Annotated in this window: 25 protein-coding genes; 9 read left to right on the top strand and 16 right to left on the bottom strand. The window is 37.0% G+C overall.

The annotated features are described in order from the left end of the window. Positions 1–341: 341 nt before the first annotated feature. The 7 genes from DES48_RS11930 to DES48_RS11900 all read right to left on the bottom strand — a co-directional run bounded on the left by DES48_RS11930 (position 342) and on the right by DES48_RS11900 (position 6,023). Positions 342–1,202 carry a nucleotidyltransferase-like protein gene (locus DES48_RS11930; RefSeq protein ID WP_113869474.1) on the bottom strand — a complete coding sequence of 287 codons (861 nt, stop codon included), beginning with the start codon at positions 1,200–1,202 and terminating at the stop codon, positions 342–344. 254 nt (positions 1,203–1,456) lie between these two features. After that, positions 1,457–1,888 (bottom strand): peroxide-responsive transcriptional repressor PerR, encoded by a 432-nt coding sequence (perR, locus tag DES48_RS11925; protein ID WP_143804788.1) that lies wholly within the window; start codon positions 1,886–1,888, stop codon positions 1,457–1,459. 137 nt (positions 1,889–2,025) lie between these two features. Continuing rightward, on the bottom strand, positions 2,026–2,589 hold the full coding sequence (locus DES48_RS11920; RefSeq protein ID WP_113869472.1) for a cob(I)yrinic acid a,c-diamide adenosyltransferase: 564 nt from the start codon (positions 2,587–2,589) through the stop codon (positions 2,026–2,028). A 2-nt stretch (positions 2,590–2,591) separates the two neighbouring features. Next, complete coding sequence (locus DES48_RS11915) at positions 2,592–3,542, bottom strand: D-2-hydroxyacid dehydrogenase (protein WP_113869469.1); 951 nt, start codon at positions 3,540–3,542, stop codon at positions 2,592–2,594. Between the two features lie 240 nt (positions 3,543–3,782). Next, positions 3,783–4,892, bottom strand: coding sequence for an aminopeptidase (locus DES48_RS11910; protein WP_113869467.1), 1,110 nt, complete (start codon positions 4,890–4,892; stop codon positions 3,783–3,785). A 151-nt stretch (positions 4,893–5,043) separates the two neighbouring features. Further along, on the bottom strand, positions 5,044–5,514 hold the full coding sequence (gene bcp, locus DES48_RS11905) for a thioredoxin-dependent thiol peroxidase (RefSeq protein ID WP_079708872.1): 471 nt from the start codon (positions 5,512–5,514) through the stop codon (positions 5,044–5,046). 62 nt (positions 5,515–5,576) lie between these two features. Further along, on the bottom strand, positions 5,577–6,023 hold the full coding sequence (locus DES48_RS11900) for a potassium channel family protein (RefSeq protein WP_113869465.1): 447 nt from the start codon (positions 6,021–6,023) through the stop codon (positions 5,577–5,579). 181 nt (positions 6,024–6,204) lie between these two features. Here DES48_RS11900 and DES48_RS11895 point away from each other — a divergent pair, with 181 nt between their 5' ends. Together DES48_RS11895 and DES48_RS11890 are read left to right on the top strand one after the other, a co-directional pair. Then, positions 6,205–7,500 carry a glutamate-1-semialdehyde 2,1-aminomutase gene (locus DES48_RS11895; protein ID WP_113869463.1) on the top strand — a complete coding sequence of 432 codons (1,296 nt, stop codon included), beginning with the start codon at positions 6,205–6,207 and terminating at the stop codon, positions 7,498–7,500. Positions 7,501–7,974: 474 nt separating this feature from the next. After that, on the top strand, positions 7,975–9,066 hold the full coding sequence (locus tag DES48_RS11890; RefSeq protein ID WP_079708869.1) for an FUSC family protein: 1,092 nt from the start codon (positions 7,975–7,977) through the stop codon (positions 9,064–9,066). Between the two features lie 195 nt (positions 9,067–9,261). Here DES48_RS11890 and DES48_RS11885 read toward each other — a convergent pair whose 3' ends face one another. The 4 genes from DES48_RS11885 to mutY all read right to left on the bottom strand — a co-directional run bounded on the left by DES48_RS11885 (position 9,262) and on the right by mutY (position 13,282). Next, the gene (locus DES48_RS11885) at positions 9,262–11,037 is read right to left on the bottom strand and encodes an ABC transporter ATP-binding protein (RefSeq protein ID WP_113869461.1); all 1,776 of its coding nucleotides are present in this window, start codon (positions 11,035–11,037) and stop codon (positions 9,262–9,264) included. A gap of 75 nt (positions 11,038–11,112) precedes the next feature. After that, positions 11,113–11,643, bottom strand: a complete 531-nt coding sequence (ntdP, locus tag DES48_RS11880) for a nucleoside tri-diphosphate phosphatase (protein ID WP_079708867.1) — start codon at positions 11,641–11,643, stop codon at positions 11,113–11,115. A 268-nt stretch (positions 11,644–11,911) separates the two neighbouring features. Continuing rightward, entirely contained in the window at positions 11,912–12,091 is a 180-nt protein-coding gene (locus tag DES48_RS11870; RefSeq protein ID WP_079708866.1) for a gamma-type small acid-soluble spore protein, read from the bottom strand. An 87-nt stretch (positions 12,092–12,178) separates the two neighbouring features. Further along, positions 12,179–13,282, bottom strand: coding sequence for an A/G-specific adenine glycosylase (gene mutY / locus DES48_RS11865; RefSeq protein ID WP_113869457.1), 1,104 nt, complete (start codon positions 13,280–13,282; stop codon positions 12,179–12,181). 154 nt (positions 13,283–13,436) lie between these two features. On the opposite strand from mutY, the gene DES48_RS11860 reads away from it, so the two are divergent. The 4 genes from DES48_RS11860 (at position 13,437) to DES48_RS11845 (ending at position 15,731) form a co-directional block, all read left to right on the top strand. Continuing rightward, positions 13,437–14,429, top strand: a complete 993-nt coding sequence (locus tag DES48_RS11860; protein WP_113869455.1) for a metal-dependent hydrolase — start codon at positions 13,437–13,439, stop codon at positions 14,427–14,429. A 105-nt stretch (positions 14,430–14,534) separates the two neighbouring features. Then, a complete protein-coding gene (gene sspK / locus DES48_RS11855; RefSeq protein ID WP_079708863.1) occupies positions 14,535–14,675 on the top strand; it encodes a small acid-soluble spore protein K in 141 nt (46 codons plus the stop codon). Next, positions 14,675–14,818 carry a YpzG family protein gene (locus DES48_RS11850; RefSeq protein ID WP_079708862.1) on the top strand — a complete coding sequence of 48 codons (144 nt, stop codon included), beginning with the start codon at positions 14,675–14,677 and terminating at the stop codon, positions 14,816–14,818. Before sspK ends, DES48_RS11850 begins: the two co-directional genes overlap by 1 nt. 118 nt (positions 14,819–14,936) lie before the next feature. Beyond that, positions 14,937–15,731 carry an HAD family hydrolase gene (locus DES48_RS11845; protein WP_170126210.1) on the top strand — a complete coding sequence of 265 codons (795 nt, stop codon included), beginning with the start codon at positions 14,937–14,939 and terminating at the stop codon, positions 15,729–15,731. 299 nt (positions 15,732–16,030) lie between these two features. Here DES48_RS11845 and recX read toward each other — a convergent pair whose 3' ends face one another. Then, positions 16,031–16,867, bottom strand: a complete 837-nt coding sequence (gene recX / locus DES48_RS11840) for a recombination regulator RecX (RefSeq protein ID WP_113869451.1) — start codon at positions 16,865–16,867, stop codon at positions 16,031–16,033. A 53-nt stretch (positions 16,868–16,920) separates the two neighbouring features. Here recX and DES48_RS11835 point away from each other — a divergent pair, with 53 nt between their 5' ends. Continuing rightward, positions 16,921–17,823: a TIGR01777 family oxidoreductase gene (locus DES48_RS11835; RefSeq protein WP_113869449.1), complete on the top strand. Its 903-nt coding sequence runs from the start codon at positions 16,921–16,923 to the stop codon at positions 17,821–17,823. Positions 17,824–18,105: 282 nt separating this feature from the next. Continuing rightward, positions 18,106–18,654, top strand: coding sequence for a GNAT family N-acetyltransferase (locus DES48_RS11830; protein WP_113869447.1), 549 nt, complete (start codon positions 18,106–18,108; stop codon positions 18,652–18,654). A 121-nt stretch (positions 18,655–18,775) separates the two neighbouring features. On the opposite strand, the gene DES48_RS11825 is transcribed toward DES48_RS11830, so the two are convergent. Next, positions 18,776–19,075, bottom strand: coding sequence for a hypothetical protein (locus DES48_RS11825; protein WP_079708857.1), 300 nt, complete (start codon positions 19,073–19,075; stop codon positions 18,776–18,778). Positions 19,076–19,205: 130 nt separating this feature from the next. On the opposite strand from DES48_RS11825, the gene DES48_RS11820 reads away from it, so the two are divergent. Beyond that, the gene (locus DES48_RS11820) at positions 19,206–19,631 is read left to right on the top strand and encodes a helix-turn-helix domain-containing protein (protein WP_113869445.1); all 426 of its coding nucleotides are present in this window, start codon (positions 19,206–19,208) and stop codon (positions 19,629–19,631) included. A gap of 106 nt (positions 19,632–19,737) precedes the next feature. On the opposite strand, the gene DES48_RS11815 is transcribed toward DES48_RS11820, so the two are convergent. The 3 genes from DES48_RS11815 to DES48_RS11800 all read right to left on the bottom strand — a co-directional run bounded on the left by DES48_RS11815 (position 19,738) and on the right by DES48_RS11800 (position 23,797). Then, on the bottom strand, positions 19,738–20,367 hold the full coding sequence (locus DES48_RS11815) for a helix-turn-helix transcriptional regulator (RefSeq protein ID WP_079708855.1): 630 nt from the start codon (positions 20,365–20,367) through the stop codon (positions 19,738–19,740). 874 nt (positions 20,368–21,241) lie between these two features. Beyond that, complete coding sequence (locus DES48_RS11805) at positions 21,242–21,688, bottom strand: PilZ domain-containing protein (protein WP_113869443.1); 447 nt, start codon at positions 21,686–21,688, stop codon at positions 21,242–21,244. Positions 21,689–21,865: 177 nt separating this feature from the next. Continuing rightward, entirely contained in the window at positions 21,866–23,797 is a 1,932-nt protein-coding gene (locus DES48_RS11800; RefSeq protein ID WP_113869441.1) for a flagellar assembly protein A, read from the bottom strand. Between the last annotated feature and the right edge of the window lie 5 nt (positions 23,798–23,802).

Here is a 23,802-nt window from a genome sequence, read left to right as displayed (position 1 = left end):
ACCTAATGTGCTTTTATGAGATGTCTTTACTCATAACTTGACTAGCATGTTACTTCTTACCATATTGGTTGTTTTGTTCAGTTTTCAAAGATCAATGTTTTGCTGTTTTTTTCGACAGCTTTTATATTTTATAACTTTTAATTTCAAAAGTCAAGAACTTTTTTACTCGATTTTCAACTTTTAAAATTGCTCCGCTTAAAAGCGACCAATTAAATATAGCATGACTCTTCAACTTATGTCAACTATTTTTTTTGTCGTTTCGAGCGACAAGTAATAATATAGCATGGTAAACAATAAAACGTCAATACATTTTTTTAAAATATAAATTTATCATTTTCTTCTTATTTCAGCCTATACTTACGGTGGAAAATAGCTTTCCCTTTTGTTTCGGCATGTTCGACTTCAATCAAGTCTTTTGTAATTAAGTAATCAATCATCGTACTTAAATCTAATTCATATAAAGAAATAGCAGGATGTACTTTTAGATCACCAAAACTCCATGCCTCAGTTCGCATCACATCTAGTAAATGTTTAGCGGCAGTCTTCGCTCGTTTTCCTAAGGAAAAATCAATTGCAATTAACATTAATTCCACACGTTTTTCAACGGATTCATCACTTTGGATCAGTTCTTCATATAATTTATGCACTTCAGGATCAATGCGTTTAATCTGATGCCAAACGATTACTTCTGGATGATAGCCTTGTTCAATAATGGATAGTCGTCCCAAGCTATGCAGGGAACTCAACACTTTACTGTATGCATCAAAGGAATGATTGGATAAAAATAATGCTTTTGCCTCACTATAATTGCGCGTGAGTTTAGCAAACTCAATCGCTAGTTTTAAGTCTCGTTTATCATAAGGAAAATCTTCTAATTCTGCTCGCAATTTTGCCATGTATTCATTACGATCAAACAGAATCTTCCCATTACTAATCCATTCAATCACACGACGATAGGAACTAGTGTCAATCCAATGTTGTAAAAGCTGTGTGTCCACAATATGCATGGCTGCTGTTTTATCACCAAATTGATAATGTTTCACATACCATGGTTCTGTAGCTTCTGATACTACAATAAGTAAGATAACATCAAAATTATCTGTTACTGGACTTACTTGCTTTTTCTTTTCATAAAGAAGCACACCTAATGTATGAGCATGACTCGCTCGCTCTTGATAAATTGGACGTAATACATCTTCCATCCGCTTATCCCCCAGTCATTTCGATTAATAATCATTTCGACAGCTGATATAGAAATTCCTGTAGTTGTATACCATAAAAATTAATAACTTATATAATATACTAGAGCAACTAGATAATTGACAAGAGTAATTTTATAATAGCGTGATCTAGTTTTCTTCAGCACGGTTAGTTTTGAAAGATTTTTCTTGATAAGCGATGTTTTTTTGGCAAATAAAATACCCTTTCTCACCAAATGGTATGAAAGGGTTAGTAATTAATGTTTGGTTTTACAATCTGCGCAGGTGCCATAAATCTCCATTCTATGATGACTAACTTCAAAACCTGTGACTTGTTCAGCTAATGACTCCACCTCATCCAAGGTTGGATAATGAAAATCAACGATCTTACCACATGTCGTACAAATAATGTGATAGTGATTTGATGTATTGTAGTCAAAACGACTTGAAGCATCACCGTAAGTCAGCTCACGTATTAACCCAATTTCACGAAATACACGTAAATTGTTATATACTGTTGCGACACTCATGTTCGGAAATTTACCTTCCAACGCTTTATAAATGTCATCAGCGGTTGGGTGTATCTCAGAATTTATTAAATACTCTAGCACCGCATGACGCTGTGGTGTAATGCGCACGCCTGATTCTTTTAATCGGCCTACCGCTTCTTGAAGCATCGATTCACTCATCGTCATGCACCTCACTTTCACGAAATAAAATTATCCAATCATTTCTAATAAAATTATTACATTATAATTCTTATAATTAGTGTAACCGCTAAGCAAACATATTGTCAATAAAAGTATTAGAACAACCTATAAGTTTATTAATGGTGAATTTGTAGTAAGGTTTCTTCTTGATCACTGATATGGTTGATATATCGTGCTGCCACAAACAAATAATCGGATAAACGATTTAGATAGATCAAAACAACGGAGGATACTGATGCATTTAATTCAACTACGATTCGTTCCGCTCGTCGAATAACCGTTCGAGCTTGGTGAAACGCAGCCGCTGCTGCGTGTCCACCAGGCAAGATAAACTGACGGATGGGTGGGAGTTTTTCATCCCAGCCATCAATTTGTTGCTCTAAAGCCATAATGTCCGTGATATTCAGCTTCCATGCTACTTCTTTTCCTTCAGGGGTAGCTAATTCCGAACCTACATGAAATAACAATTCCTGTACCCGCTTCATTTCACTTCGGAAAATAGCTTCTTCCGCTTCAGGCCAAACTAGCGACTGATCCAACTGACTAATCGCCATACCAATCACAGCATTTGCTTCATCACAAGTTCCATATGCTTCTACGCGAAGATCATTTTTAGGAACGCGTTCGCCATAGATCAGTGAAGTTGTCCCTTTATCGCCGGACCTTGTATAGATACGCACTTCTAGTACCCCCGCTCAACATCAATTTCATTAGTAACTAATTTATTTTCTTCTATATAAGTTTTTAAATTTTGTTCAAAAATTTCTACGGCTCTCGGCAAGTACTGCGGTGACTTACCAGAAACGTGTGGTGTCATCGTTACTTTTGGATGTTCCCAAAGTGGATGATCACTCGGCAAAGGTTCTTGTTCAAATACATCTAACACAGCATGAGCAATCTGACCTTGATCCAACGCCATAATTAATGTTTCGCTCTGAACAGCATCGCCTCTTCCCATATTTAAGAATACAGCGTTTGATTTCATTGTTTTAAAGTGTTCTTGTTTGTAAAAATAGAAGGTTTCCTCTGTACTCGGCAAAATCGAAACCACGAAATCAGCTTGCTTTAATGCATGCATGACTTGATCGTTTGTATAGTTTTCATCAAAATGAGGTTTTACGTTCTCGCTTCGAGAGACGCCGATCGTTTTCATTCGAAAAGCTTTGGCTAGACGGGCTAGTTCTTCGCCAATCGCGCCAGCACCTACAATGGTCATGGTCCGGTTCGAAATCTCTTTCAACGGTACTTTACTATCCCAATGATGTGCTAGCTGATTTCGCCTTAGTGTTTCATTTTGGCGATACACATGCAATAACATCGAGATCGCATATTCTGCCATTTGAATTTTATGAATGCCTCTTGCATTGGTTACCTTAATACCACGTTCTTTAATATCACGAAAAGGCATTTCGTCCATCCCTGCCGATAAGACCATAATCCATTTTAGATTGGACGCTTGTTTGATATGGTCTGATGTCACGTCCTCACCAAAGGTGACTAAGACATCCGCATCGGCTAGATGCACTTCGGCTTGTCCCATGTTTTCGTTAAATTTAAACGTTACACTAGGAAAATTAGCGTTTAATTGTGATTGTAAGTCGTTTGTTAATGGAGATGTTGTTACAACAATCATTGTGAAACCTCCCTTGGTCTTTTTAACATAAATATGATAACCTTTACCCGTTCTTTCCCCATGTTAACATGTTTTTATCATTTGTGAATAAATTGTAAAGTTCGATTCTCCCGTTCGTTACCGAAATATGTACAGACGCAAGGGGGAGTCTTGCGCCTTTTTATAAAGGAAAGAGAAGGTTTGGTTCTTCTATTCACTATATGCGATTGTTATTGGACCCGTATAGCCATATTACCTAAGTTACGCTAATTGGTCAGGATTTAATCCTTTCAGTTCCTCCATCACGAACAATCCATCTTTACGTATTAAGACATCATCAAAATAAATTTCTCCTCCACCGTATTCTGGTCGTTGAATTAACACCATATCCCAGTGGACAGCAGATTCATTACCATTGTCTGCATCTTCATACGCTTCCCCAGGTGTAAAATGAAGGCTACCAGTTATTTTTTCATCAAACAAAATATCACCCATTGGTTCCGTAATCTTAGGATTTAATCCAAGTGCGAATTCCCCAACAAAACGAGCACCATCATCCGTATCTAAGATTTTATTCAATTCTTCTGTTTTATCTGCTGTTGCGTTCACGATTTTCCCATTTTCAAATGTAAGTGCGACGTTGTTAAAGGTGATTCCTTGATAAGGGCATGGTGTATTATACGTAATTGTTCCATTCACACTATCTTTCACTGGAGCAGTATACACTTCACCATCAGGAATGTTCCGCTCTCCTGCACACATAACAGAACCAATATCTTTGATAGAAAACGTTAAATCTGTTCCCTCTGCCGTAATGCGAACTTTATCCGTACGATCCATTAGCTCTTTCAACGGTTGTTGTGCTTTCTCCATTTTTTTGTAGTCTACAGTGCATACGTCAATTAAGTAATCAAAGTACTTGTCATAACTCATTCTCGCTTTTTGCGCCGCACCGTATGTAGGGTAGTTGAGTAAAACCCATTTACGATTGTCAATGAGAAAGTCATTCGATGGTTTTAAAATTCGCCCACCCATTTGCCATTGTTCTGGGGCAACATCAATCATTTCTGCATCATTTTCTTCGCCGACAATTTGCACAAAAGCATCGATATCTTGGTATCGCGCCATATTCCATTTATTCATTAATTGGAACTTTTCTTCTTTCGCTTCCCCCGCTTCTAGACGTTTTAATTCATCATCAAAAATATTGAGAAACGGATGTGCTCCCATAGTATGAATTTCGTGTAACAATTCTTTCATTAATGGTTTAGCATTATAGCTGCCAACTACCTCTACTTTCTCACCTTCCGTAATGGATAAAGAATGCGTTAGTAATAATTTAGCTAGTTCATTTAATCGTGGATCTCTCATGCTAACTCCTCCTTCTTTTCTCCTCATTAATTATTATTCGATAGATATAGTTTATTTCCTTTGATCTTTTACGTTAAGCTACATTAGTCGTAAATGTCTTCCGTCGCAAGACGTAAAAATCGCCAACTTGTAACAGTTGACGATTGTTTTATTATGCTAGATTTTCGCGAATAAATTGTAGTGCTTCATCCGTATGACCATCTACATTCACGTCGCGAAATACTTTTTGCACGACACCATCTTTATCAATGATGAATGTAGCACGTTCATTTCCCCAATATTCACGATCAGGTTTTTTCTTCAATTTCCATACACCAAAACTTTCTGCTAATTGGTGATCATCATCTACAATTAAAGTAAATGGTAAGTCATGTTTATCTTTGAAATTTTGATGGCTTTCTGCAGAGTCTGGGCTGACGCCGATAATCTCTGCATTTAAATCTGCAAAGCTCTCATGATTATCGCGGAATGAGCAAGCTTCTGACGTACAGCCTGGTGTACTATCTTTTGGGTAGAAATAAAGCACAACATGTTTTCCTTTATACTCGTTTAACGTAACATTATTTCCTTCACTTGTTTTTAATTTCATATCGGGTACGGTTTGTCCGACTTCAATTGCCACTCTATCTCCTCCTTTATTCTATTTCTAATTTTAGCGTAACCAATATCAGCTTAACATACAACTCATTTACCTTGTGAATGGCTACTTTTTTTATTGGATTGAACGGCTTGTCCATGTTGCGTTAATTTGAAAATAAAAGCCGCAGGAAGGATGTAGCCAATCAATGCTTCCACCAATGCAATTACTCTTCCCCAGCCAATGGGAGTTATATCGCCATAACCTACTGTCATTAACGTCACACCACTAAAATAAAAGGCATGAGCAAACAATTCAATTAAGTGAAACTGTTCTGGCGGCTGACTATACTCGATTAATAAAACATCATGTAGGGATAGCCAAAAATAAATAAAACCAAAGCCAATTAACACGATAAGATACACTAACAGTAAGGCAGCAAAGATACTCGCGGAAAAGTAACTCCTTTGATAGATTTTACTTGTAAAAAAGGTGTAGATGCTTCCGCCAATCAACAAGGATACTAATATAACTACTACGATAGAAACTGCCATCAAATTGCCTCCTAATATGCTCTCCTTATATTTTACGAAAAAGAAAACAAGTGATGACTAGTTCTTAGGATTTGTGGGATCTATGGAGACAATTAACCTACTAAACCAGCGTAGATACCTGTCTCTTTTTTTTACACGTGCTATAATGATTAATGGAAACAATATATTGGAGGGATATCGATTGGATTTTACTAAATCAAAACAACTACATACAGAAGCACAAGATCATATTGTTGGTGGTGTGAACTCACCTTCTCGATCGTTTAAAGGCGTTGGTGGCGGTTCACCTGTCTATATGGAAAAAGGCGAAGGCGCTTATTTCTGGGATGTAGATGGCAACAAGTATATTGATTATTTGGCAGCTTTTGGGCCAATTATCACAGGACATGCGCATCCACATATTACGGAAGCTATTACGAAAGCCGCGCAAAATGGGGTGCTCTATGGAACGCCGACAGCATTGGAAAATAGATTTGTGAAAATGCTTAAAGAAGCCATTCCTTCATTGGATAAAGTACGCTTAGTTAACTCTGGTACAGAAGCGGTAATGACCACGATCCGTGTTGCACGTGCCTACACCAACCGGGAAAAAATTATTAAATTTGCCGGTTGTTATCACGGCCACTCAGATATCGTGCTTGTGCAAGCTGGTTCTGGACCTTCTACGTTAGGTAATCCAGATTCTGCTGGTGTGACGAAAGCAACAGCACAGGAAGTAATTACAGTACCATTCAATGATATTGAAGCATACAAAGAAGCACTTGATCGTTGGGGCGACCAAATTGCAGCTGTGCTTGTCGAACCGATTGTTGGTAACTTTGGAATTGTCGAGCCAAAACCAGGATTCTTAGAAGAAGTAAATCGTTTAACACATGATGCTGGAGCACTCGTTATTTATGACGAAGTGATTACTGCCTTCCGTTTCACCTATGGTAGTGCACAGCAAATCGTTGGTGTAGAACCAGATATGACAGCAATGGGGAAAATTATTGGCGGCGGTCTACCAATTGGCGCTTACGGTGGAAAAAAAGAAATTATGGAACAAGTTGCACCCCTCGGCCCTGCGTATCAAGCCGGTACCATGTCAGGAAACCCTGCTTCTATATCAGCTGGAATTGCGTGTCTTGAAGTATTAAAACAAAAAGGCACGTACGAAAAATTAGATGAGCTAGGTAAATTACTTGAAGATGGGATTGCGAAGTACGCAGAAAAACACGGCATTACATTGACCATTAATCGTTTAAAAGGAGCGATGACCGTATATTTCACCGATCAAAAAGTTGAAAATTATGCGCAAGCAGAAGCATCGGATGGAGAAAAATTCGCTGAATTCTTCCATCTCATGCTAGAACAAGGAATTAATCTTGCCCCATCTAAATTCGAAGCATGGTTTTTAACAACAGAACATACAAAAGAAGACATCACGAAAACACTTGATGCAGTGGATCAAGCATTTCAAAAAATGTCGAAAAATTAATTTTTATACAAAATCCATGTCTATTTAACTCGAATAATCAGACGGTACCTTATTTTTATCAAAGGTATCGTTCTTTTTATCGTTATACTTTATGCAATTTTATGAATATTTATTAAATTATGAATTGATTGGTTGTATCATTTATGTTAATATGATAATGAAAATTTTTATTTTCATTCATGCTTTCTATTGTCAATTTGTATGACTTCCCTTCAAAGCATGGAAACTTGACCTTTACAACCTTATTGTAAAGGTCCTTTTTTGAATGATAAAGAACTATGTCTTAATCTTTTTGTCCTCTTCTCCATTGCTTTTTTACTTTTATTCCAAACCCACTCCAAAATTTTCTTGCATATTAACCTTCTTCATTATATAAGTATATAGTAGTTTATTTCATTCCATAATAGGATATAAAATTCATAGCGTAACATTAACGAAAAGGGGGACATGGCAAGTATTTTGCCATCTTAACTTATGAAATTAGGCGCAAGGATGTTAAAAACTGGACTGGCTGTGGCGATTGCGCTATATGCGGCTAATTTAATTGGTTTCCCATCTCCCGTTTTTGCTGGGATAGCTGCATTATTTGCGATTCAGCCTTCCATTTATCAATCATTTCAAACGATCGTGGAACAATTACAAGCAAATGTGATTGGCGTAAGTGTGGCAACGATTGCCGCTTATACGCTAGGGGTTGATCCATTTGTTGTCGGGTTTACCGTTGTAGTTGTTATCGGAGTGACGCGGTATTTCAAAATCGGAGAAAGTACGGTTGCTATTGCGATTATTGCTGTTATTGCAGTCATGGAATCGACAGATGTACCCGTAATTGAGCTTGCGTTACTTCGATTTTCTTCACTAATGCTCGGAATTATTTCTGCCTTTATTGTGAACTTGGTATTCTTACCACCGAAATATGAAACTAATTTATTTAAACAGATTGATCGGATTACCTCAGATATCTTGCAATGGCTTCGTATTACGACAAGGCACTTATCTGACAATCCATCGTTAAAAGGAGAAATCTATCGGATTCAGCAAGAAGTTCGGCGAATGGATCATACCTATTTATTATTTTCAGAAGAACGAATTTATTTTCGTAAAAATAGGTTAGCAAAAGCTCGCAAACTTATTGTATTTCGTCAGCTGATTGCAACCACCAGAAAAAGTTTTGACGTATTAAAAGCTTTTCATCATCTGGATGAACGAATCAAATCAATTCCACCCGATTTTCAAACAGTATTAATACAAGAATTAGATAAAGTCATTCACTTGCATGAGCGGTTATTACTTAGTTTTATGGGACGGATCAAACGTAAAAACAGACAATCACTTCAAGATATTGCTGAGCCAGATATCCCTCACTTAGTGGATACATTAATTCAGATGTATGAAGATAATGAGAAGAAAATAGACGATCGCTTAATGTTCCTGCCATTAGCCTCGCAATTAATGGAATACCATTATCACTTAGATCATCTAGAAACACTGCTGCATAGTTACGAGAAATATCATCATACAGAAAAACTTGAGATCTTTGCTAGTAAATGGCGTGGTAATAACTAATAGCGTGTGAGGGCCTACAAAACATGGGAAAGTTAGAGATTGTAATACATTATCAATTGGTATTCAGCTCACGGAACTACGATGATTCACCCTATCGCAAAAATTCACAATTCTCCTTTATCCTTCTTTAATAAAAAAAGCCGAACGATAAATAATTTATCGTTCGGCTTTTTTATTCTTATTTAAGAATACCACCTACTTATTCGCTGTTGACACTTCGTTCGGATCATCTAATTGTTGAACTTGATAAAGCTTATAATAAGCTCCTTGTTGTTTCATTAATTCTTGATGCGACCCTTCTTCTATCACATTACCTTCTTCAATTAAGATAATTCGATCCGCATGGGTAATCGTGGATAGTCGGTGCGCTACAATGAATGTGGTTCGATTCGATGCTAATTTTTCTAATGCTTCTTGGATAAGATGTTCACTCTCTAAATCTAGCGCAGAAGTAGCTTCATCCAATATAAGGATCGGTGGATTTTTTAAAAACACGCGGGCAATCGCTATCCGCTGCTTTTGTCCCCCGGATAACTTCACACCGCGTTCTCCCACCAATGTATCATAGCCATCATGAAGATGACTAATAAATTCATGGGCATTCGCTAATTTAGCCGCATCTACTACTTCTTCATCGGTGGCATCTGGGTTCCCCATTCGAATATTCATCGCGATAGATTCACTGAATAAGATATTATCTTGCAAAACCATACCAATCTTGTCTCGCAAGGAGCGTGCTTGAATATCTCTGATGTCCACGCCATCGACGCGAATAGCACCACTAGTGACGTCATAGAAGCGAGGAACTAAACTAATAATTGTAGACTTACCACCACCGCTCATTCCTACTAATGCAATCGTTTCACCTTTATTCACCTCTAAAGATATATCCTGTAGAACGACCTCTTCATCTTTTTCATATTGGAATGTGACATGATCAAACGTAATATCACCATCCACTTTCGTGAGCGGTTTGGCATTTGGTTTGTCTTTAATATCGTATGCTTCATCTAATAGTTCATAGACACGATCCATGGAAGCAATCGATTGAACTAAAACCGTAGAAGAACTAATTAATCGCCGTAACGGACTATACACACGATCCATATAACCAACAAAGGCTGCAATTGTACCCACTGTTAAATTACCAGTAATGGCAAAGTACCCCGCGAAACCAACAACAATTAACGGACCTAAATCCGTAATCGTGTTCATTACTGCGAATGTCTTCGCATTCCAAATTGTATGATCAATCGCTCGATTTAAAAAGTTTCGGTTTTGTTTATCGAATTGTTCTTCTTCATAGTCTTCTAATGCAAAACTTCTGGTCACCGGAATACCTTGCACCCGTTCATGCAAATGCCCTTGCACTTGTGCTAGAGCTTGAGACCGCTCACGAGTAAGGTTGCGCAGCCTTCCGTAAAAAATCTTCACAGATAACCCATATAGTGGAAACAACGCAATAGCTACAATCGTTAACCATACATTCATGGTTAGCATAATGCCAATTGCAATTAGAATTGTCACCATATCTAACCAGATATTCATTAAACCAGTCATGACAAAATTTTTCGTTTGCTCGACGTCATGGATTACCCGGGAAATAATTTCACCAGTTTTTGTCTGAGAATAAAATTTTAAACTAAGTTTTTGAATATGATCGAATAATCTTTCCCGAATGTCGTACAAAATTTTATTACCTGTCCATTGAGCCAAGTACTGGCGGTAATACTCGATTGGTGGTCGTAATACAACAAAAATAAGGAATGCGCCACCGACAATGAGTGCTAATTGATTTAATTTCTCACCTTGTGAAAGGGTATCTGCCCCGACAATATTATCGATGACATATTTCACAATTAAAGGCATTAACAGCGGGATCCCAAATTTCACAATTCCAATCAAGATAGTTATTAAGATGCGCCACTTATATGGTTTTACAAATTCAAAATATCGTTTAATACTATTCAATTCCAACACCTCTTTACACTACTAACATACAAAAACCTTGCCTATTGTAGACAAGGATATTCATGAACCTATTGTTTATGAGCGGTAAGTCAAAAATCGTTCATACCATTGATCAATGGCTTCATGTGAAAATGGGCCTTTTCTTTGTCGAATCCAATATTGCAAATAATCAACATTATTGTGTAGAATCCGATCAAGTACTTCAGGATAACGCATTTGTTCTTTATGTAGCGCATATTCATCTTCATCTAATAATGTATATGTCATATCGGGGAAGACTTTGATATCTAAATCATAATCAATGTATTTTACTGCTTGCTCTTCAAAAACAAATGGCGAGCTAATATTGCAATAATAATGAATCCCGTCTTGACGCAACATACCTATAATGTTAAACCAATGTTTTGTATAAAAAAAGCATACCGCCGGTTCCCGCGTCGTCCAAGAGCGACCATCACTTTCTGTTACAATCGTTTTGTCATTCGCTCCAATAACCATCGTACTTGTTGCTTTTAGAATAGTGGTATCATCCCATATACGATGGAGCTGACCGTTATGCTTGTAGCTTTTAATTCGTATAGATGTCCCAGGTTCTTGGCCAGCCATCTTATCTCCCTTTCTTTCTTTACAATTATCTTTGCTATATATTATAACTTTTTTTGGCATGAAAACAAAATAAAACAACATGATTCCGCAAATTAATCTGATTTCTGCAAGGTATTTAGTGTGATATAGCATAACGGACAATAAGGATAAATTCAAGTGGCACGAAAAAGAAGAAGTACCCAAACCGGTGTGGTGGGTACTTCTTCTTGATATAGCGTATTTTTTTGCAGCAATACAGCTACAGGGGATTCACCTGACGTGATGTTTCTTACTTGTTTTGTTGAGACTGTTGATTTTGTTTTTTTACTTGTTGCGCATCAGTCTCAGAAGCGAATTCTGTACCGTACTGTGAATTACCTTGTTTAGCCATTTGGTTTTGTTGCTTTACTTTTTGAACGTTTGTTCCAGCAGTTGTTTGGTTTGGCATTTTGTTTTGTTTTTTAGCCATCTCATATCACCTCCGCACCACTTAATTTATCCAAATTCACATCAGTTATTCCGAAATTAAATAAAAAAAAGGTAATAAATCCGCTCACTATATCTCTGACTCAAAATGTGTTGCTAGTTGATTAATCAACTTTTGAAATGGTACTGGAAACGGATATGGCGCAAGTTCACCAAAGGAGAGCCACTGTTGATTATTCGCTTGTTCCTCTGTTGTTTCTACATAAAATAATCGAACATCTAATTCCCAAATAATATGAGAAAAGACATGTTTTATTTTCGGTAAAAGGTCTGTTCCTTTCAAACTTACTCTATATTTCTCCTTTACCCACGCTTGTAAATGATCATCATCTACATCCGTTTTTTCCACTAATGGAAATTGCCACATGTTTGCTAGCAATCCTTCATTCGGGCGTTGTTCAATAAGAAAACGATTATGTTGATCGACAAGTACACAAGCAAAATACGGTTGTTTTTTCTGTTTTTTTGCTTTTGTTTTAATCGGAAGTTCTGTTTCTACGCCATCATGAAAAGCTTTGCAGTGTGCTTGAACAGGGCACAGCATACATGAAGGCGATTTCGGTGTACATACAAGTGCCCCCAATTCCATTAATCCTTGATTGAAAGCTGAGGGATCATCTTCGGAGATCAATTGACGAACCGCTGCTTCAAAAATGCGTCGTGACCCTGCTTTCGCAATATCTGCTTCGATACGCAATATCCTTGACAATACACGCATTACGTTCCCATCTACGGCAGGTTCAGGAATACCATAGGCGATACTTAAAATAGCGCCTTTTGTATAAGGCCCTACCCCTTTTAAATCACCCAATTGTTTCGGATCATTCGGCACTTTACCTTCATATGTTTCAACAACTTCTTGTACCGCGCTTTGCAAGTTTCTTGCTCTGGAATAATAACCTAACCCTTCCCATGTTTTTAATACCTCTTGTTCATCCGCACTTGCTAAGGCTTCCACCGTTGGGAATTTTTTCATAAATTGTTCGAAATACGGAATCACCGTATCAACCTTTGTTTGTTGTAACATTATTTCGGAAACCCATACTTTATATGGATCTTGGTTTTCTCTCCATGGCAAGTTCCGTTTTTCTTGATAGAACCAGTTAATTAAATCCGTTTGAAAGGCTTCAATATTGATTTCTTCTATATTTTGTGTAAATTTGCTATCCTCCACTTGCCATTCCCCTTCATGTTATAATAATAATAGATAGATCAATACCTTTATGGTTTGATTTTTCGTAATCAAGGTAATATTGATTAGTACAACTAATGTAACGCATATAATTATTTCGTCCAACTCAAACTATGCACATAAGGAGGACACCCAGATGGACACTGGTACCCATATTGCAATGGGAATTGCGCTTGGTGGTTTAGCAACAATTGATCCTGTGGTACACCAAGATCCTACGCTAGCGCAAACCATTATGATTGGAACAATTGTCGGTTCCCATGCACCTGACTTTGACACCATTCTAAAACTCCGAAATAATGCGGTATACATCCGTCATCATCGTGGGATTACCCATTCAATTCCTGCCGTTATTCTTTGGGGGTTATTGATCTCTAGTGCTATTTATTTCTTTGTGCCAAGTGTATCGTTTCTGCATTTATGGATATGGACCTTTTTGGCTGTATTCTTACATGTTTTTGTTGATATTTTTAACGCTTATGGTACACAAGCATACCGTCCGTTCACCAATCGTTGGGTAGCCTATGGCTTTATCAATACATTTGATCCATTTATCTTTATCATGCATGCCATCGGTATTATCATTTGGCTATTTGGTGCTGATCCTGTTACAACTTGGCTAGTGATTTACACGATATTAATCGCTTATTACATCAAACGTTATTTACAAAAGAAAGCACTTATTAAAAAAATTCACCACTATTACGGTAAAGTGGAAAGAATCGCCACTTCACCAACATTACGTCAAAATATCTGGCGGTTAGCCATCACAACAGAAAATAGTTTCTATGTGGCTAGGGCTATTGACGGTAATATCCAAATTGTTGATCGATATCACCGCGTACCCTTACCAAATAATAAATTAATCGACAAAGCAAAACAAGATAAAAACGTCGCTGCATTTTTATCTTTCTCACCTGTCTACCGTTGGGAAATCAATTTATATGATGACTACACGGAAGTACGATTTATTGATCTTCGTTACCGTTCAAAAGGACATTATCCTTTTGTTGCTGTGGTTCAATTAGACACTGAGCTAGAAAATATCAGTTCCTATACCGGTTGGGTCTTTTCTGAAAAGAAATTACAAGATAAATTACTTGTAGATGATGAGCCCACTTTATCCTAACACCCAACAATTCTGGGTGTTTTTGTTTAGTATTATCCCCAATGATTTAACACACACTAAGCTTGCACTAAAAAAAGTGCAAGGTTTTAAACGGGGGGACAATCCGTGCGAAATAAGAAAAAAGATTTTCCAATTAGAAAACAAACGAACCTGGAGCCAAGAGCAAAAGCCGACAGCCACGCGCTCAGACCAAATGGTTCAATTGCTACCACTCCCAAACAACGAATGGCTAGAGGTGAAAAATAATGCACCGGCTTAATCGTCATGAACCAAGTCCATTTCAGTCACCACGTGCCAATCCTAAACATGCGTCCCAGCAGGTAAACGGCGAAACAGCACCTAGACAGACACAAAAAATCGTTAAAATTCAAACAAGAAAACGAACCTAACTGTCAGGCAGGCATGCCCATTACGGCATGCCTGTTTTTACTTTGAGAAGATAGACGACAATTTGTTCTTTTAGTAAAATAAATGTTGAATCAACAACGAACTGGGGGAAAAGAACCGATGATTAAATTATTTGCAACCGATTTAGATGGAACGTTGTTTCGTAATTATAGTACGATTTTAGAAGAAGACAAACGCGCCATGCACATGTTACATGATCACCAGATTACGTTGACTATCGCTACCGGTAGATCAGACAATGAAATTCAAGAGATATTTAAATTATTAAATTTAAATGGTAATCGTATTAGTCAAAATGGTAGCTTTGTACATAACGCAGATGGTGAATTACTGCATGAACAAACTTTTTCACCTGAGTTAAGCCAAACACTATACCGGGAAATTGAAAAGCATGGTATTAACTACCTTGTTTCTACCAAAGATCATATCATGACAAAGGATAAAAATGATTTCTTTAAAAAATACGAAGATGTGTTTTTCTTTCCTTTAGTAGAATCACAAGCTTTTGACACTGAGATCGGTAAGACCATCATTCCTTCTAAATTTATGATCGTCGGTGAAACACCCGAAGTTTCTGCCGTTCAAGCGGAATTGGCAAAACAGTATGAAGGAGCAATGGAAAGTTACTTATCCGATCCAAGCTGTGTAGACCTTGTTCCAAAAGGGATTAGCAAAGGAACTGCGTTGGATCGTTTATTAAAAACAATCGATACTGCCCCTGAAGAAATTGCTGTTATCGGTGATTCTTTTAATGATATTTCTATGTTCCAAATGACACCGCATAGTTACGCAATGGCATCTGCTCATCCAGACGTAAAAAAACATGCTAACTATGTTGTGGAACATGTCCATGAGGCAGTAGCTGATTTAAAAACAAAAGGGTTGTTAGGATAAATACAATTGAAGCTGAGACATAACTAAATCAGAAAACTAGAATTCAAACAATCTGAACGAAACGTAGGCAAAATACGTAGACTCCTGTGGGAAAAGATGGGAGGAGCAATCGCAGTCCCACGAGCCGAAGATCCGCTATGTGCAGTGGCTAGAAGTTAAACTAAACTCGTCATGGTCTGTGACAACGTCTAACTGATCCATCTCTAGTGGGGCCTAGGCCGTGCCTACGGAAAGCGAAGTATTTTGTCGAAGCGTTATTGTGTACGGCGGACTTTAATGTTTGGATTTTTCCTGCTCATTTACTCTTTTGTCCCAGAATCATCCTCATTTTTAATATAGATATCAATAAACTTCTCGATATCGTCAAAAGCAAAGCCTTTTTGATACAAGGAAGCTTTAACTTTTTGTTCTAATTCAAAGCCTGTCCACTTGCGCTGATGCTTCCGTAAAATCTTCTCTCCTTGATATACTACCGCATCCCATTCATTTTCCTCATCTTTATCATGACTATTGTTACTAAAAGCATCTGATATTGCATCTTGCGTAAAGCCTTTTTGCAAAAGACTCTGTTTCACTTTATTGATTTGTTGTTTGTGAGAAGCTTTCGAGCGTTGGTTTTGCTTTTTGATAATTAGTTTACTTATCTTTTCCACCTGCTTATCGAAGGTATAATTACGCAGACCCGCTTCTGCTTCGACTGCACTTACACCTTTCTCCATTAATTCTTTTTTAATTAATAAGGGCCCCTTACTCGTTGTTTCAATCTTCGTTCGCACAAAAGCTTCCGCAAATAGTCGATCATCTAACCATTTTTCTTTTACTAAACGGGCAATAATCACACGAATTTGTTCGTCATCTAATTCTTTTTTCACCAAATAATCATACATTTCTTTAGTTGATCGCATTCGGTGGCTTAAAAAGTGTAAAGCCAGGGAATACCCTTTATGTAAATTATCTTTTTTTATTAAGGCATCCATTGTTTCTTGGTCAATTTCCATACCCTTATGCAAGTGTTCTGCAATCAAGGTATCTTCTGCGACACTAAAGCCATAAGACTCATTACCGTCCTTTGTAATGAAAATATTAAAGCGATGTTTATTCTTTTTTTGCGTTGTAATTCGAGAGATTGTTGGCATAAATGTCACCTCACCTATTAGTTTAACATGAAATTGTGATTAGGAGGATTAGAATGAATATAGCAATTGCTGGTGGTACTGGCTTTGTCGGTACCAAACTAACATCATTATTAACAAACGCTGGGCACCATGTGTATATCCTCACACGCTCACCAGAAAAGTTTTCCAATACAAACGCTATTACGTATGTTGGTTGGTTAAAAGAAGGTATGCAACCGGAGAGCGAATTACAGGATTGTGATGCTATCATTAATTTAGCAGGTGAATCACTATTCGGCTACTGGACAGAAGAAAAAAAACAACGTATTCTCTCTAGCCGTGTTGAAGCAACTAATCGAGTTATTGAACTAATACAGGCGCTGGAGAATAAACCAAATGTCTTAGTAAATGCTTCAGCGGTAGGTTTTTATGGCACTTCCGATCAAAAAACTTTTACGGAACAAACAACGACTGCTGGTAATGATTTTTTAGCTTATGTAACAAAAAAATGGGAAAATACAGCTAACAAAGCAGCAGCATTTGATGTACGCGTTATCCATGCTCGGCTCGGTATTGTATTAGGAGAAACTGGCACATTGTCGCTTATGTCGCTTCCATTTAAATTCTTTGTAGGGGGACCGATTGGTTCTGGAGAGCAATGGTTATCGTGGATCCACGTTGATGATGTAGTGCGTATGTTATTATTTGCAATTGAAGAAAAAAACGTAACTGGCCCAATGAATGTGACAGCTCCAAAACCAGTACGTAATAAAGTTTTTAGCCAACAATTAGCAAGCGTGATGCATCGTCCCAACAAAATAAAAGTACCATCCTTTGTTATCAAGACACTACTAGGTGAAATGAGTATATTAGTTGTGGAAGGGCAAGCGGTGTTACCGAATAAAGCTTTATCCCATGATTTCCGCTTTCGCTATGATGATTTAGACGTAGCTTTACAAGCGATTTATAGCAAGTAAATAACGAGTCTGATCAGGCGGAGGTTTTGTCGAAAATTTCCTAAAAAAAATGATATTCAGTTGGATAAAAATGCGTTATGATGTGATTAGCAAATAAGTAATATTGGGAAGGCAAATGGTGCGCCACCTGCGTTACGCTAGGTTCTAGTGGGTTCGATTCCCACCCCGAATTTTTATTAATTTTGTAAAGTTTGATTAACTTTAATGAAAATTCGAGGGTGATGCGCACGAAAAGTTTTATTTTCTATGCAGTCATCCTCCATTCAAAATGGAGGTTTTTTTATGCTAAAAAAACGAGAAATCAGTGACGTTCATGTTTTATTTGATTTATTACAACACCCGGCTGTATACCCTTACGTTAGAGAAAAAGCAAACACATTTGACCAATATTTGGCTATCACGCAACAGACGATCCTAAAGGAGCAAAACGGTAATCTAATCTCGCGCACAATTTGTGATGAAACCCAGCAACCAATTGGCATTATAAGTCTTGTTGATCTTGAGGCTAATACTGGTTTTCTAGCAACATGGATCGGTCAACCATACTTTGGCAAAGGCTACAATTATCGCGCTAAGTTAGATTTTTTATATGAATTATTCACTACCACAGCGTACAATATTGTCTTCTTAAAAATAAGAAAAAATAATGCTCGTTCGCTAAGAGCAAATGGTAAATTAGATTATGTACACGCGGGACATCTGCTTTATCCTAATGTTTATGAAAAAATAAATCGAGACATCCCTGTCGAGCACCAATTTCAATTGTTCTTTGTAACAAAGGCAGACTACTTAAACTATTATGACAAGCAACAATCCTTATCGATTGTTTAGCATATAGCTGCAACGCACACACGTTGCGGCTATTTTTCGTTTTACCTTCTGACAGTAAAATTTAATCTCAAGTGTCATTAGGGGAGACAAGTATTAATGACACCAAAATTCAGAAAGATAATTATGAGAGTAAAGCTTGATATGTTACTCGATCCATTTGTACTCTTTTGATTAATAAACGAAAAACGTCTTCTTTTACTTCTTCCATTGTTGAACCAAAACCATAGCCAACGACTTGTCCATCTAATTCTAATTCTAGTGCAGTTTGCCAAACGATCGTCTTGTTATTATGGTAGGCAAATGTAATAATCCAACCGTTTCTTTTACATAAATGATTTGGGCTAATTCTGTGAACAACTTTGTCAATAATCGCTTCTTTGTTTTGGTTTTTATCTACTAACACCATCAAACAACTTATCACTTGTTTGCCTCCTCGTTATGTTCTTATAATGAATATTTTACTATATGTTCATTATAAGAACAACAAAATCAAACTTTTATTTTTTAGACATGATAGGATTACGACATAGAACCAGATAGTGAGTGATACAATGATAACCACACAGTTAGCGACGAACATCAGATATTATCGAAATAAGCAACAATGGACCCAACAAGAACTTGCCGATAAACTAAATATTTCTCGATCGGTCATCGCCAAATGGGAAAACGGGGATGTCACACCAGATCTTCTATCCACAGTCAAACTAAGTAAGTTATTTGAACAAACAATTGATCATTTAGTCGGACAGAAATCCTATCACGATGAACAATTAAGCGAATATCAGCAATTATATGACGCAAAGGTTAATCTATCAGTTAACTCGGATAAAGAATTAAGCTCGATTATTGATTATATTTATAAACACCCATTATTCAGAGAGCAGATTGAACAGATGAGAAAACTTCCCGTGAAACGACAACGCGCAGTGCATCGTATGCTAAAAAGTATTATTTCAGAAGCAAAAAGGTTATAGCTTCCTAGATGTATGTATGCACAAAAAAACTCTCTGCCCTAGAGAGTTTTTTACTGAATAATTTTCAATTGTATAAATGCGATAAGAATGATTAGTTTGTTCTTTGTTATTTTGTAATCGTATACTTACAACTGTTCCCGCCTTTTGCAATACATTCTACCCGTTCTACTTGATCCGTACCCAGTACATCTTTAAATAATTGTAGCTCACATTGGCATGGTTTATCATATTGATCTGCAATTGCTTTAATTGGGCAATTGTACTGCGCAAAACTCAACGTATTCTCGTCATGGTGATCAATAAATTCTGCCATATAGCCACTTTCATTTTGAACATCCACTAAATCTTTTACCTTCTGCTCTAAGGAATCTTCTTGATAAATACGCCTACCATATTTTTTACGCATGCGTTGTTCGCGATTTTCAAATAATTTATCAATAGCTTCTTCACCCATACTATCATGTACATCACGTAAAATCTCTACTATGATGGTATCATAGTTATTGGGAAACATCTTTTCGCCTTCTTTGCTTAAAGAATAGAAGATTACTGGTCTTCCCATCGGTTGTCTTACGGTGCGAGAAGTTATTAAATGTTCTCCTTCAAGCTTGACTAAATGTTTTCTTACGGCCATCTCCGTAATGTCTAGGTGTTCTTTTAAACCACTAACAGAAAGTTCTTTCTTTTTTTTCAATAACTCTAACACTGCTTGTCGAGTTGACATTTCCTTCACCATTTCCAACACCTGCCTCAATTAATATAATACTTAAAAAAGTTTGTGAAGTAAATAACAAAGTTACGGTTTTTATATTAAAAAGTTGACAAAGTTGTGAATAGACGTTAACGTAATGACGCACTTGAGAAAGGAAACAATGTAGAAGGTGATTGGTATCGGAATTGTAGTTGTTGAAATATCCGGCTCTATACTAAAAGTGGTGTTATCCCTTGATTTATCAAAGGTTCCATCGAAGCAAAAAAAAAAAACAGTCAATCCCCTCTCTTTTGTTCTCCTAAAGCAGAGGTAATATGCGAGACTCCTGCGGGAACTGCAAATGTTTTCGATGGGACGAGTAATCGCAGTCCCGCGAGCCGAAGAGCCACTTGGTTAAGCGGCTAGAAGTTAGACGAAAACCGTCACGTCCTGTGACAACGTCTAACTGACCCACGTCCTGTGTGCCAGAGGAAAGCGAGTATATTTCCCCTGCGGTTCAGGTGCAAGTATGATTAATAATGTAAGTGTAATAAAAGAGATGATGGAGTGAGAATGACGCCCCCACATTTGACAGAGAACCAAATATCCGAAGCAATCTACTTCAAACTATAAATACAGAGAAGCTGATTGAATCAGAATATCCAGAAGTTGCTGTTATCGTTAGTGAGTGATTGAATTTTTGTGGACTATGTCGATTTGTACCTTATACATTTGTAAATGACCGGCGGGTTCGAGAAAAAGATGGTGATGACTGTATTTTAAAAATTAGACAAGCTATTGAGGAAGAGCTTGCATTGTATCAATAAATGGATGGGTAAGATAGCCAAACCACAATATCCCAGCACAAAATGCGTAATGTAATACTTAGCTGTATTAATTCGGCTATCTTTTTTTCCTATTACTGTTGTTCGTCTTCATTAGGTTGCATTTGAGATGAACCATTGTTTTGATCTTCATTTTCTATTTCTTCTTTATGATGAGTGATACGTTGTTTTTTTAATAAACTAATAATCCTTTGTTCTTTTTCTTCATCTTCAATACTTTGTAGTCCATATTGGCACTCTTTTACTTGTGCTTTTTTCCAGACGATTTTACCTGTCATCGTAATTGGTTCATTCGCAAGGGAAAATTGAGCTTCTACTAAGAAATTTTGATTAGCTATGGGTAAATCTAATTTTGTATTAAACCTCATACCTGCGGGACTAATATCAACAATAGATAGTTCACCAGCTTCTGATTTTTGTAGTTTCTTTTCTTCGTTCTTATTCCCGATTAAGATATTGAATGTACCGGTTATCGGTTTACCGAATGTGAATCGAAGTAATTCTTGCCGTTTATAGCGCATGATCTTTCACCCCTACCTACTACATCGACAAATTTCGAAACTTTTAAACTGGTTTTGATTCAAGCAAATTCAATTTAGCATTTCGTGCGATATAATAAAAAAATCCATTGCTGAATTTTCATATGAAATTCAACAATGAATTATTTTTTTGCTATTAGATGATTAGCTATGTACTCACTAATGAAAGAGTAAATACCCCTCTGAAGTGATATGTGCGTTAATGTGACTTTTTTCTTCTGTAAAGAGATGCTGTGATTCACCGATTTGAATGACTGTACCTGGATGCACCTTGTTAATTACAATTACTTGATTTTTTGGTGCGGCAATAATTGTTGTTGTTTCACTAATTGCGCCAGCTTCTGCTAGTTCGACTCCTTTAGAAGCAAAAATTTCGCCACCTCTAACAACACCATCTGATCGATACATGCCACCAGCTACAATTTTAGAATTAATACATGATTTACCTGTTATAGAAATATCTCCACTACAAGATAGTGTACTATTTAATGCATTTGAAACACTTAAAACAGATTCTACTTTTCCCTCCAACTGACTACTAGCTCGCAGATTTTTTAATGTATGCATCAAGTTTTCTAACTGTTCTATTGTCATTGACTGGTCATTTAATGAAATAAACAATCTACTCAATTCATCTACGCTGGTAAACCAAGTTGAGTCATGAATATCATTTTTCTTTGTTGCAATTGCACTAGATAATTCTTTTATATGGTTAGGTAGTAGTCGATGTTTTTTTTCTACCAACTTCAATAATATCGGTTTTAGTTTCCCTCGATCTAGCTCATTCGCTTGTTGTGTAATTTGTTTCACCATCGCATACAAATCGTCCATCATAGTAATAATTCTTTCTAGCTTAAGACCAAGTTCATATATACTCATATTATTCTTGCCTGCAGAGACTTTGGAAGCATGGACTGCTCCTTCAATCGTAATGGATTTAGATGCCGTTAACTCGGCTTCATAAACAGATTTAGCAACTCGAATATCCCCGCCGGCTTCGATAAACATTCCTTCTTCAATACTTCCATTTATATCAACATCACCATGGAAGTGAATATTTCCTGTCGAAAAAGTAACATCTCCCTCTTGAACAAATTGCGGCACCACCATCGCTTTAATCGCTAAGCCTACCTGTTCAATTAATGGACGGCCATTCGCATTCGCAACAACCTTATCCCCTACTATAACAGTACCTGTACCTTCTGTGACTTCAATTGGCGAAACTGGCTCTACCTCGATAGTCTCACCAGTAACAGTAGTACCATTTTTTCCAGGTATAGGTGGGTGAATGGTTCCTATAATATCCCCTTTCTCAACTGTTGGAATTACATGTGAATCACGATAATTTATTTGCCCATCTTGGTTTTCATCTAGACGATCGGCAACTTCTGTATCCACTTTTTTTTCTATCCAACCATTCTTCCCAGCAATAGGGGCGATTCCTTTCGCAACAAGAAACTGACCTGGCTCTTTCGCTACTAGTGCTTCTTGGAGTGCATTTTGATCCAGCCCAAATGTAATGGCTTTTTCTTTCAACGCTTCGATTACTTGCTCTAACGTGAGATCATTATTGGTCATTGTCTCTTCTTGATAGCTTAACTTTAGCTGCATATTTGGCGGGCTATCTTGAAGCGTTTTCACAATTTGGTAACCAGGATCGATTTCTAACATCGCTTCTAGCTTATAATTATCCAAGACAATACGCCATTTAGTGGCTACTGGATCTTCTTGCTGAATGTTAATCTCTACTACATCATCAGCTGTAAGTGTGGTTTGTGTTGTATCAACGATTTCATTATTTTTAATCACTTGAATATCATCGGGTATTTCAATCATAGGATGTTTGTCTTCGATATGGTAGGCATAAACCTGGCCATTTTCTATCCATGCACTTACCGGTTTTTGTATTGTTTCATTTGATTGTTTTACTGTTAATCTAATTTTCGCCTCTTTTTTCCCTATTCCAAGAAAACCTTTTTCCTCTCTTTGTATGTATTCAATTTCGACTTGATCATGATTGACATTTAATTCCTTTAATCCATTTTTTATGGCAGCTTTTTGATCTTTTCCACCTACTACGATTGACTTCATTTTTT

The organism is Paraliobacillus ryukyuensis (genome assembly GCF_003315295.1).
GTDB classification, from domain to species: domain Bacteria; phylum Bacillota; class Bacilli; order Bacillales; family Amphibacillaceae; genus Paraliobacillus; species Paraliobacillus ryukyuensis.
This window is presented reverse-complemented; position numbering and strand designations above follow the sequence as displayed.